Raw genomic sequence first — 11,877 nt, forward strand, 5'->3', positions numbered from 1 at the left:
ACTCAGCATCGTGGCGAGGGAGCTTGCTCCCGCTTGGGTGCGCAGCACCCACTTGTAGGGACACCGGAGGGGACTGCTGCGCAGTCCAGCGGGAGCAAGCTCCCTCGCCACAGTGCCTGGCTCGACCGAGTGGGTTCGGGTGCGGTGTCATTGCCGGCATCGAGCCCACCACCCAGTGCCGTCACCAACTCGGCATGCACACTCAGCCGTGCGGCCTCTACCTGTTGTTGCACCTGCTGCTGCTTGAACAACAGACTCTGGGCATTGAGCACGTTGAGGTAATCGGTCAACCCCCGCTGGAAGGCAATCATGGCAATGTCGTAGGTACGCTGGGCGGCGGCCACCGATTCAGCGGCGAAGGCCTGTTGCTTATCCATGGATTGGCGGCGGATCAGCTGATCGGAAATGCTCTTGAGCGCATTGACCAGGGTCTGGTTGTAATGCGCGACCGCGACGTCGTAACCGGCCGCTGCCTCGCCCAACTGCGAACGCAGGCGCCCGCCGTCGAAGATCGGCAACGAAATGGCCGGCCCGACGCTGTAGGTGAGCTTCTTGCCGGTCAGAAACTCCAGCGCCCCGCCGCCGGTCGCCATGTAGCCGATGCTGCCCATCAGATCGACGTTGGGATAGAAACCGGCGCGAGCCACATGGATGCCACGGGCCTGGGCCGCGACTTGCCAGCGCCCGGCAACCACATCCGGACGCTGGCCGAGCAGTTCTGCGGGCAATGCCGAAGGCAGTTTCAACGGGGCGCCAAGAACCAGGGTTGGCCGTTTGAGCCCTGCCCCCTCACCCGGCCCCTTGCCTGCCAGCGCCGCCAGTTGATTGCGGCTCAAGGCGATGGCTTCATCCAGCGCGTCGAGTTGACGATGGGTCTCGGGCAGCGGCGCCTGGGCCTGGCTGACCTCGAAATGCGTGCCGATGCCGCCGTCCAGGCGCCTTTGCGCCAACTCCAGAATCTGCTCTTGCTGATGGAGCGTCGCGGCGACGATATCGCGTTGGGCGTAGTGCAACGAAAACCGGACGTAGGCCTGCACGATATTGTTCTGCAACTCCAGTTGCGCCTGGCGTCCTTCGGCGACGCTCATGTGCGCCAGGTCCACCGCCCGCTCGCTGGCGTTGCGTTCGCGGCCCCACAGGTCCAGTGCATAACTCAGGCCCAGACCCGCGTTATTGTCCCAGGTGGTGGTGTTGGCCAACTCGCCGGGGCCATAGAACTGATCGGTGGGCCAGTTGTGGCGCTTGAGGGTCGCATCAGCGTTGACCTGCAGCGACTCGGCCGCCTCGGCCACACCGGCCAGGGCCTTGGCCTGACGCACCCGGGCCGCCGCCATGGCGAGGCTCGGGCTGTCTTGCAGCGCCGTCTCGATCCATCGATCCAATTGCGGGTCGCCGTAGGCCGTCCACCACTGTCGGGTGGGCCAGTGGGCGTCGTGCGCGGCCTCGCGGATGGCGGCGTCGGTCGCCAGTTGATTGGCCGGCAACGCCTCGCCTTGCGGCGCAATCCCTCCTGTCCCGATGCAACCGCTGATGGCTGACGTCAAAACCCAAACACTGAGAGTCTTCAGCTCTCTGCTGATGCAACGCGGCACTGGCGAAAAATTCCTGAGGTGGGCATGGGGAGGCGATGAGTGTGCTGCCTGTTAACACAACCCTGTGGGAGCGAGCCTGCTCGCGATGGCGGCGTCACATTCAACATCTTGGCAAGCTGATACTCCGCTATCGCGAGCAAGCTCGCTCCCACACGAGGCCCGGGCTGGACCTCGGTGCAAGGCGCTCCAACAGTGGCGGCAATTCTAGGTACGCCACCCACCGGCGATAAGCCGACCTTTCTGCGAATCTTTGTTACCGTTAACGCGATAATCCATAAGTCGGGGTCGGTATCGCCGTAACTTCATGTCACAATTTGCCACCTCCCAAGAGAGCCCCCCATGGACACTTTGCAAAACATGCGCGCGTTCAGCTGTGTTGCCGAAGCCGGCAGCTTCACCGCCGCTGCCGTGCAACTGGACACCACCACAGCCAACGTCTCGCGTGCGGTTTCCAACCTGGAAGCCCATCTGCAAACCCGGTTGCTCAACCGCACCACCCGCCGCATCGCGCTGACCGAAGCCGGTAAACGCTATCTGCTGCGTTGCGAGCAGATCCTGGCGTACGTCGAGGAAGCCGAAGCCGAGGCCAGCGATGCCCATGCGCGCCCCGCCGGCCAGTTGAAAGTCCATACCATGACCGGTATCGGCCAGCATTTCGTGATCGACGCCATTGCCCGGTATCGCAAGACCCATCCGGACGTGAGCTTCGACCTGACCCTGGCCAACCGCGTGCCGGACATCCTCGACGAGGGCTACGACGTGTCCATCGTGCTCGCCAGCGAGCTGCCGGATTCAGGCTTCGTCTCCCAGCGCCTGGGCATCACCTACAGCATCGTCTGCGCGTCGCCGGCCTACGTGAAAGCCAGCGGCTGCCCACAAAAGCCCAGCGACCTGCTCAACCACGCGTGTCTGCGCCTGGTCAGTCCGGTCATTCCACTGGAGAAATGGGTGTTTGACGGCCCCGAGGGCCAGGAGATGGTGACCATCAACAGCTCACCGTTCCTGGTGAATTCCGCCGATGCCATGAAAACCGCGATCACCAGCGGTATGGGCGTGGGGGTATTGCCGGTGTACGCGGCCATCGAGGGGCTGCGCAACGGCACGCTGGTGCGGGTCATGCCGAACTACCGCTCCCAGGAACTGAACCTCTATGCGATCTACCCTTCGCGCCAATACCTGGACGCGAAGATCAAGACCTGGGTCGAATACCTGCGCGGCTCATTACCGGAAATTCTCGCGGCGCACCAGGCCGAGCTGACGGCCTATGAGTTGAGCGGAAGCCTGGCCGGCGCACGGGTCGCGAGCTGAAGCCGCGGGTGTACGCCGACAAACTCAGCGCTTGCCCATCGAGCGGCGCGTGCCGGGAGGCGCAGCGCCCGGAGTCTTGGTGTGACCATTCTTCGCGCCGTTCTTGTACCACGGCTGTTGCGCAGCACCTTTGGCCGCGGCCAGCTCGCCGGGCTTGAACGGGAATTTGAAGGCCGGGATCGAGGCTTTTTCAACTACGACGCTGGAAACATCGCTGGCGGGCAATTCGGCCTGTTCGTCGGTAGCCGACGGTGTCTGGGAAGTCATGTAAATAGTTTCACTTAAGGTGGGGACATCAATCCGTGGCGAGGGAGCCTGCTCCCGCTGGGACGGTCCGACGTCTCGGGCGCAGCAGCCCAAAATCAATGCCGTGCGGGCCGCGAAAGGCGGCAGTATACCCGCCCGCCATCGCAATGCATCGGCCAGATTGGCTCAGCGCCACCACCGTCCGACAGAACGCCAGGACAAAACTGACAAGCCTGACAGTTAGGCGTCACCTTCCTGACCGCCTCGCAACGCTATATAAGAACAATCACAATCCTATCGTCCCGAACCGGCGCTCCACATACATGCACACCCAGAAGAAAACCGTCCTGCTCGTTGCGCTCCTGATCGCCCTTGCGGCGCTGCTCCTCTGGTTTGTCACAAGACCCGTCGCCCACAAAACCGCAGCCCCCGCCGCCGTTCCGGTACGAGTCGTCAGCGTGGAGCAAAAGGATGTGCCGCGCTTCGCCAGTGGCATCGGCACGGTGCTGTCGCTGCACAGCGTGGTGATCCGTCCGCAGATCGACGGCATTCTCACCCGGGTGCTGGTCAAGGAAGGGCAACGGGTCAGCAAAGGTGATCTGCTGGCGACCATCGACGACCGCTCGATCCGCGCCAGCCTCGACCAGGCCCGCGCCCAGCTCGGCGAGAGCCAGGCACAGCTGGTGGTGGCCCAGGTCAATCTCAAGCGCTACAAATTGTTGAGCGTCGATGACGGCGTATCGAAGCAGACCTACGACCAGCAACAGGCGCTGGTGAACCAACTCAAGGCGACCGCCCAGGGCAACCAGGCGGCCATCGATGCGGCCCAGGTGCAACTGTCTTACACCCAGATCCGTTCGCCGGTGTCCGGCCGCGTCGGAATCCGCAACGTCGACCCAGGCAATTTCCTGCGCACCAGCGATGCCGACGGTCTGTTTACCGTGACCCAGATCGACCCGATCGCCGTTGAGTTCTCCCTGCCCCAGCAAATGCTGCCCACCCTGCAACGACTGATCGCGGCCCCCGACCAGGCCCTGGTCAAGGCCTACATCGGCGCCGAAGGCACTACCTCGGGGGAACTGCTTGGCGAGGGACGCCTGAGCCTCATCGACAACCAGATCAACGCCAGCACCGGCACCCTGCGGGCCAAGGCCGAGTTCGACAACGCCGCGCAACGCTTGTGGCCGGGACAACTGGTGACCCTGAAGATCCAGACCGCCGTCGACAAGGGCGCCCTGGTAGTTCCACCGACTGTCGTCCAGCGCGGGCTGGAGCAACACTTCGTGTACCGGGTCAAGGGCGACAAGGTCGAAAGCGTGCCGGTGAAGACGGTGTACCAGGACAGTGACATGCAGATCATCCAAGGCGTGAACGCCGGCGACCAGTTGGTGAGCGACGGCCAGTCGCGGCTCAAGCCGGGCTCCAGCGTCCAGGTCCTGAGCGACCCTGCGGCCCTGGCCAAGACCTCGGAGCCGCAGCCATGAAAGGCCGCGGCTCGATCTCGGCCTGGTGCATCGACCACCCCATCGCCACAGTCCTGCTGACCTTTGCCTTGGTGCTGTTGGGCTTTATCGCGTTTCCCAAGCTCCCGGTCGCGCCGCTGCCGGAGGCGGAATTCCCGACCATTCAGGTCAACGCCCAACTGCCCGGCGCCAGCCCGGAAACCATGGCCTCCTCGGTGGCAACCCCGTTGGAGGTGCAATTCAGCGCGATCCCCGGCATTACCCAGATGACCTCCAGCAGCGCCCTGGGCTCGACCAACCTGATCCTGCAATTCAGCCTCGACAAAAGCATCGATACCGCCGCCCAGGAAGTCCAGGCGGCCATCAACACCGCCGCCGGCAAACTGCCCAACGATATGCCGAACCTGCCGACCTGGCGCAAGGTCAACCCCGCCGACAGCCCCGTGCTGATCCTCAGCATCAGCTCCACCCTGATGCCCGGCACCGAACTGAGCGACTACGTCGAGACCCTGCTCTCGCGTCAGATCAGCCAGATCGATGGCGTAGGACAAGTCAACATCACCGGCCAACAACGCCCGGCGATCCGGGTCCAGGCTTCGGCCGACCGGCTCGCGGCCATCGGCCTGACCCTGGCGGACATCCGCGTGGCGCTGCAACAGGCCAGCCTCAACCTGGCCAAAGGCGCGCTGTATGGCGACTCGAGCATTTCCACCCTGTCCACCAACGACCAGCTGTTCCAGCCCGAGGAATACGGTGAGCTGATCGTCTCCTACAGGAATGGCGCGCCGGTTCACCTTCGGGACATCGCCAAGGTAGTCAACGGCTCGGAAAACGCCTACGTCCAGGCCTGGGCCGACGACGAGCCGGGAGTCAACCTGGTGATTTTCCGGCAACCGGGGGCGAACATCGTCGAGACGGTCGACCGCGTCCAGGCTGCGTTGCCCGCCCTGCAAGCCATGTTGCCTGCCGCGGTGCAGGTCAAGGTGCTGATCGACCGCACCCAGACCATCCGTGCCTCGTTGCACGAAGTGGAACTGACCCTGTTGATCGCGGTATTGCTGGTGGTGGCGGTGATGGCGTTGTTCCTGCGCCAGCTCTCGGCCACCTTGATCGTCTCGGCGGTGCTGGGGGTTTCGCTGACGGCCAGTTTCGCCCTGATGTACGTGATGGGGTTCAGCCTCAACAACCTGACCCTGGTGGCGATCGTCATCTCGGTGGGGTTCGTGGTGGACGATGCGATTGTGGTGGTAGAGAACATCCACCGGCACCTGGAGGCCGGCGACGGCATGCGCGAGGCGGCGATCAAGGGCGCCGGCGAAATCGGCTTCACCGTGGTGTCCATCAGCTTTTCGCTGATCGCCGCGTTCATTCCGTTGTTGTTCATGGGCGGCGTGGTCGGGCGGCTGTTCAAGGAGTTTGCCCTGACGGCCACCTCGACCATCCTGATTTCGGTGGTGGTCTCGCTCACCCTGGCGCCGACACTGGCCGCGCTGTTCATGCGTGCCCCGGTGCATCACGCCCACGCCCGACCGGGGCTCGGCGAGCGCCTGGTGGGCTGGTACGAACATGGCCTGCGCCGGGCCCTGGCCCATCAAAGGCTGATGCTCGGCGTGTTCGGCCTGACCCTGGCCCTGGCGGTGGTCGGCTACGTGTTCATTCCCAAGGGCTTCTTCCCGGTGCAGGACACTGGTCTGGTACTGGGCACCAGCGAAGCCGCCGCCGATGTGTCCTTCCCGGACATGGTCGCCAAGCATAAGGCCTTGGCCGAAATCGTCGCCGCCGACCCGGCCGTGCAGACGTTCTCGCACTCCGTCGGCGTCTCGGGCAGCAATCAGACCATCGCCAACGGCCGCTTCTGGATCGCCCTCAAGCCCCGGGACCAGCGTGACGTGTCGGCCAGCGGCTTCATCGACCGGATACGCCCGAAACTGCTGACTATCCCCGGCGTGGTGCTCTACCTGCGGGCCGGGCAGGACATCAACCTCAGCTCAGGCCCGAGCCGCGCCCAGTACCAGTATGTGCTCAAGAGCAACGACGGGCCGAGCCTCAACGCCTGGGCGCAAAAACTCACCGACCATCTGCGCGGCAATCCGGCGTTCCGCGACATCTCCAATGATTTGCAACTGGGCGGCAGTGTCACCCACATCAACATCGACCGCAGCGCGGCGGCGCGCTTCGGCCTGAGCGCCACGGATGTCGACCAGGCCCTGTACGACGCCTTCGGCCAGCGCCAGATCAATGAATTCCAGACCGAGACCAACCAGTACAACGTGATCCTGGAGCTCGATACCCACCAGCGCGGCAGGGCCGAAAGCCTGGCGTACTTCTACCTGCGTTCGCCCCTGAGCGGGGAAATGGTGCCGCTCTCGGCCCTGGCCCGCTTCGATGCACCGAGCAACGGCCCGCTGTCCATCGCCCACGACGGCATGTTCCCGGCCGCCAACCTCTCGTTCAACCTGGCGCCGGGCGTGGCGCTGGGCGACGCGGTGCGCATGCTCGACCAGGCCAAGAACGAGATCGGCATGCCGGCCGCCATCACCGGTAACTTCCAGGGCGCGGCCCAGGCCTTCCAGAGCTCCCTCGCCAGCCAGCCGTGGCTGATCCTCGCCGCACTGGTGGCGGTGTACATCATCCTCGGCGTGCTCTACGAGAGTTTCGTGCATCCGTTGACGATCATCTCCACCCTGCCCTCGGCCGGCCTCGGCGCGCTGATCATGCTCTGGCTGCTGGGCCAGGATTTTTCGATCATGGCGCTGATCGGGCTGGTGCTGTTGATCGGCATCGTCAAGAAGAACGGCATCCTGATGATCGACTTCGCCCTCGATGCCCAGCGCAACCGTGGGCTGGCGCCGCAAGAGGCAATTTTCCAGGCCTGCCTGACACGGTTCCGGCCGATCATGATGACCACCCTGGCGGCCCTGCTCGGCGCCCTGCCGCTGATGCTCGGCTATGGCCCCGGCGCGGAGCTGCGCCAGCCGTTGGGCATCGCGGTGGTAGGCGGCCTGCTGGTGAGCCAGGCGCTGACGCTGTTCACCACACCGGTCATATACTTAGGGCTCGAGCGGCTGTTCCATCGGCGCCCCCTTCCACCTGAGCCCGCGCCAGCCACGGCGCTGACGACCACAGACTGAGGCCGGGCCATGCGCGTTCTGATCATCGAAGACGAAGAAAAAACCGCGGACTACCTGCACCGGGGCCTGACCGAACAGGGCTACACCGTGGATGTGGCGCCGGACGGCATCGAGGGGCTGCACCTGGCCCTGGAGACTGACTACGCGGTGATCGTGCTCGACGTGATGCTGCCCGGCCTGGACGGCTTCGGCGTACTGCGGGCCCTGCGCGCACGCAAACAGACGCCGGTGATCATGCTCACTGCCCGCGAACGGGTCGAAGATCGCATCAAGGGCCTGCGCGACGGCGCCGACGACTACCTGGGCAAGCCGTTCTCATTCCTGGAGCTGGTGGCCCGCCTGCAAGCCCTGACCCGGCGCAGCGGCGGCCATGAACCCGTGCAGGTGAGCATCGCCGACCTGTGGATCGACCTGATCAGCCGCAAGGCCACCCGCGCCGGCCAACGCCTGGACCTGACCGCCAAGGAGTTCTCCCTGCTCAGTGTCCTGGCTCGCCGACAAGGGGAGATCCTCTCGAAAACCGCCATTGCCGAAATGGTCTGGGACATCAACTTCGACAGCGACGCCAACGTGGTGGAAGTGGCCATCAAGCGCCTGCGCGCCAAGCTCGATGGCCCCTTCGAGCACAAGCTGCTGCACACCATTCGTGGGATGGGCTATGTGCTCGAGAGCCGCCATGAGTAACAGCATCGCCCTGCGCCTGAGCGGCCTGTTCACGCTGGTCGCGGCACTGGTGTTCCTGTTGATCGGCGGCGCGCTGTATCAACAGGTGGAAAGAGGCCTGGGCCTGTTGCCCGAAGCCGAACTCGATGCTCGCTACAGCGTGCTCGAGTCCACGGTGGGCCGTTACGGCACGCCAGAGCACTGGGTCAAGATCCACAACAAACTGCGCTTGCTGGGCGAAGAGGACAAGCGCATCCATTTCTGGATCATCAGCGGTGACGCGAAGTATGAATACGGCGATCCCGATGAGCAGATCCGTGCCTTTGCCGCAGGCCCGCTGGGCAAACGCGACCTGAAGCTGCCTCACCGGCACTACCCGATGAAAGTGCTGGTGAGCCAGTTTCCCGCCAAGGACCAGCGTCCGCCGTTGCGTTTCATGATCGGCATCGACACCGAGACGTTCTACCAGACCCAGCATCATCTGTTGGTGGCGCTGGTGAGCCTGGCCATCATCGGGGTGATCCTGGCCTCGTTGCTGGGTTACTGGGTGGCGCGCATCGGCCTCAAGCCGTTGATCAAACTGTCCGATGAGGCCCGGCGCCTGGCGCCTCCACGCCTGTCCGGGCGCTTGCACCTGTCGCCGCTGCCGCCGGAGCTGAACCAGTTCGTCAGTTCCTTCAACGCCACCCTCGACCGGGTCGAACAGGCTTACTCGCGGCTGGAGTCCTTCAACGCCGATGTTGCCCATGAACTGCGCTCGCCCCTGACCAACCTGATCGGCCAGACCCAGGTGGCCCTGACCCGTGGGCGCTCGGCCGAACATTACTTCGAAGTGCTGCAATCCAATCTCGAAGAGCTGGAGCGACTGCGCTCGATCATCAATGACATGTTGTTCCTCGCCAGCGCCGACCAAGGCAGCAAGGCCACCAAGTTGACCAACGCCTCTCTGGCCGGCGAGGTGGCGACGACCCTCGATTACCTGGACTTCATCCTCGAAGATGCCCAGGTTCAGGTCCGCGTCAGCGGCGACGCCCAGGCCAACATCGAGATCGCTCACCTGCGCCGTGCGCTGATCAACCTGCTGAGCAACGCCGTGCAACACACCGCGCCCGGACAGGTCATCGACGTGCGCATCGAGGCCGCCGGCGACCAGATCACCCTCGCCGTCACCAACCCCGGTGAACCGATTGCCGGCGTACACCTGCCGCGCCTGTTCGAGCGCTTCTATCGGGTCGATGCCTCACGCAGCAACAGCGGCGCCAATCACGGGCTGGGCCTGGCCATTGTCAAGGCCATCGCATTGATGCATGGCGGGGATGTGTTCGTGCGCAGCGACCAGGGCGCCAACACGTTCGGGATCCGCTTGCCGGCCTGACACCTGCCAAGGCTCGGGCCACGCTCGCACGGTTTCCCAGCCGCTGAATGCTGGGCGAAAGCCAGCTGGAGCAGAATCTCCGGACATTCGCCTACACCTCTGAGTTATTGCGCGAACACCGATTGCCCGCCCTCGCCGATCCAAGCACAATTAAGCAAAAGGCCAGCATCTGGTTCATTGCCGGTGATGCGACCCTACGGGATGGATCCCGGCCACACACAATGCAGACACCCGAACCATGAGCGCGAGCAGTGCGACACCCGGCAACACCCCGCTTCCGATCCGTTCGGAGCGTGTACTCGTACTGGCCAGCTCCCTGGTGGTCGTAGCCATCCTGAGCATCGTGACCTTCCTGTTGATTCGCGAACAGGCCAGCGCCCAACAGGATGCAACGCGCGCGGCGACCAACATCGTGCAATTGATCGATGCCGATGTGCTGCGCAATGTCGAACTCTACGATCTGTCGCTGCAGGGCCTGATTGCCGCCGCCAAACGCGACGACCTGCAGGGCGTTTCGCCGGCGATCCGTCACCTTGCCCTGTTCGACCGCGCCACTGCCGCCCCCTATAAAGGCGACATTCTGCTGCTCGACAAGCGCGGCGACGTGATCGCCGACTCCGCCTCGGTCGAGCCGCGCAAGGGTAACTACGCTGATCGGGAGTATTTCCAGTCCCATGTCCAGGACCCGAGCCCGCGCATGATGATCAGTCGCCCGTTCCGGGCAAGAAGTGGCGAGCACGACTGGCGCATCAGCTTCAGCTATCGACTGAACGACGAACAGGGTGGTTTTCTAGGGGTAGCGGAGGCCGCGATGCGCCTGAGCTACTTCAGCCAATTATTCAAAAGCCTGAACATCGGTCATGGCGGCACGGTCAACCTGGTCAGCCGCGACGGCATCCTCCTGGCACAGGAACCGCCGCTGGCCGAAGACATGATTGGCCGGGACTTCAGCAAACGACCGAACTTCGTGCGCATCCTGCGTGAAGGCAACGGCAGTTTCACCGGCGTCTCCAGCGTCGATCAGACGCTACGCCTGTACACCTTTTCCCAGGTTGGCGACCTGCCGCTGATTGTCGTGGTGGCGCTGTCCTCCAAATCGGTGTTCGCCTCCTGGGAACGCACCGCGCTGCTGGTCAGCGGTGCTACGGGTGCTCTGTGCATCGGTTTGCTCTGGCTCACCTGGTTGCTGCGCCGCGAACTGAGACGCCGCCACAGAGCCGAGCGAGAACTGGCCCACCTGGCGTCCGTCGACGCATTGACCGGCCTGGCGAACCGCCGCGCCCTCGATGAAACCCTGCGACAGGAATGGTTGCGGGCCCAGCGCTCAGGCCAGCCGCTGTCGGTATTGATGATCGACGCGGACCACTTCAAAGCGTTCAACGACCGCTACGGTCACCCGCGCGGTGACGCGGCCCTGCGGGCCCTGGCCCAGGTCATCAACCAACACGTGCGCCGCCCCGCCGACCTGGCAGCGCGCTACGGTGGCGAAGAGTTCTCGGTGATCCTTCCAGAAACAACCACCGCCGGCGCCTTCACCATGGCTCAGAACATTCGCGAAGCGGTGCAGCAACTGCCCGCCACCCTGACCGGTGACGCGCCAATGACGGTCAGCGTTGGCATCGCGACCTGGGCACAAGGGCCCTATGGCGAAGTCCAACAACTGCTGCTCGCTGCGGACAAGGCGCTGTACCAGGCCAAGGCGAGTGGGCGCAATCGGGTGGTTTGTGCGATGTGATGTGCTGGTGACTGCGTTCATCCTGCGGGGGCAGGCGCACGCACGAGGGCGTCGTGTCTCCCAGTACATGGTTGACTGACAGGCCGCCATCGCGAGCAGGCTCGCTCCCACAATGGATAGGCTACAACTGCAGAGCCAGGTGGGCTGCAGGCCGCCTTCGCCGAATCGCCGCCCGGAGCAAACCCGCCCACATCAGATCTTCAGTGAACAAAAATCCCGTACCCGCCCCAGATCCCTGTGGGAGCGAGCCTGCTCGCGATAGCGGTGTATCGGCTGGCATCAATGCCAACTGTACCGCCCCATCGCGAGCAAGCTCGCTCCCACAATGGATCGGGGTACAACCGTAGGAGATTGGTCGGCTGTC

General features: G+C 64.1%; 8 protein-coding genes. 6 read left to right on the forward strand and 2 right to left on the reverse strand.

The features are described 5' to 3' along the window. Positions 1 to 2: 2 nt before the first annotated feature. On the reverse strand, positions 3 to 1,592 hold the full coding sequence (locus tag ACLEJQ_RS23075; protein ID WP_440798792.1) for an efflux transporter outer membrane subunit: 1,590 nt from the start codon (positions 1,590 to 1,592) through the stop codon (positions 3 to 5). Between the two features lie 339 nt (positions 1,593 to 1,931). On the opposite strand from ACLEJQ_RS23075, the gene ACLEJQ_RS23080 reads away from it, so the two are divergent. Next, on the forward strand, positions 1,932 to 2,900 hold the full coding sequence (locus tag ACLEJQ_RS23080; RefSeq protein WP_440798794.1) for a LysR family transcriptional regulator: 969 nt from the start codon (positions 1,932 to 1,934) through the stop codon (positions 2,898 to 2,900). A 24-nt stretch (positions 2,901 to 2,924) separates the two neighbouring features. On the opposite strand, the gene ACLEJQ_RS23085 is transcribed toward ACLEJQ_RS23080, so the two are convergent. After that, positions 2,925 to 3,167, reverse strand: a complete 243-nt coding sequence (locus tag ACLEJQ_RS23085; protein ID WP_440798796.1) for a hypothetical protein — start codon at positions 3,165 to 3,167, stop codon at positions 2,925 to 2,927. Between the two features lie 302 nt (positions 3,168 to 3,469). On the opposite strand from ACLEJQ_RS23085, the gene ACLEJQ_RS23090 reads away from it, so the two are divergent. The 5 genes from ACLEJQ_RS23090 (at position 3,470) to ACLEJQ_RS23110 (ending at position 11,513) form a co-directional block, all read left to right on the forward strand. Further along, a complete protein-coding gene (locus ACLEJQ_RS23090) occupies positions 3,470 to 4,630 on the forward strand; it encodes an efflux RND transporter periplasmic adaptor subunit (RefSeq protein ID WP_440798797.1) in 1,161 nt (386 codons plus the stop codon). Further along, a complete protein-coding gene (locus ACLEJQ_RS23095; protein WP_440798799.1) occupies positions 4,627 to 7,740 on the forward strand; it encodes a multidrug efflux RND transporter permease subunit in 3,114 nt (1,037 codons plus the stop codon). Before ACLEJQ_RS23090 ends, ACLEJQ_RS23095 begins: the two co-directional genes overlap by 4 nt. A gap of 9 nt (positions 7,741 to 7,749) precedes the next feature. After that, on the forward strand, positions 7,750 to 8,424 hold the full coding sequence (locus tag ACLEJQ_RS23100) for a heavy metal response regulator transcription factor (protein WP_440798800.1): 675 nt from the start codon (positions 7,750 to 7,752) through the stop codon (positions 8,422 to 8,424). Then, complete coding sequence (locus ACLEJQ_RS23105) at positions 8,417 to 9,778, forward strand: heavy metal sensor histidine kinase (RefSeq protein WP_440798802.1); 1,362 nt, start codon at positions 8,417 to 8,419, stop codon at positions 9,776 to 9,778. Before ACLEJQ_RS23100 ends, ACLEJQ_RS23105 begins: the two co-directional genes overlap by 8 nt. A gap of 238 nt (positions 9,779 to 10,016) precedes the next feature. Then, on the forward strand, positions 10,017 to 11,513 hold the full coding sequence (locus ACLEJQ_RS23110; RefSeq protein ID WP_440798804.1) for a GGDEF domain-containing protein: 1,497 nt from the start codon (positions 10,017 to 10,019) through the stop codon (positions 11,511 to 11,513). The last annotated feature ends 364 nt before the right edge of the window (positions 11,514 to 11,877 follow it).

This window comes from Pseudomonas sp. SMV71, from assembly GCF_052042015.1.
In the GTDB taxonomy this organism is placed as follows: Bacteria; Pseudomonadota; Gammaproteobacteria; order Pseudomonadales; family Pseudomonadaceae; genus Aquipseudomonas.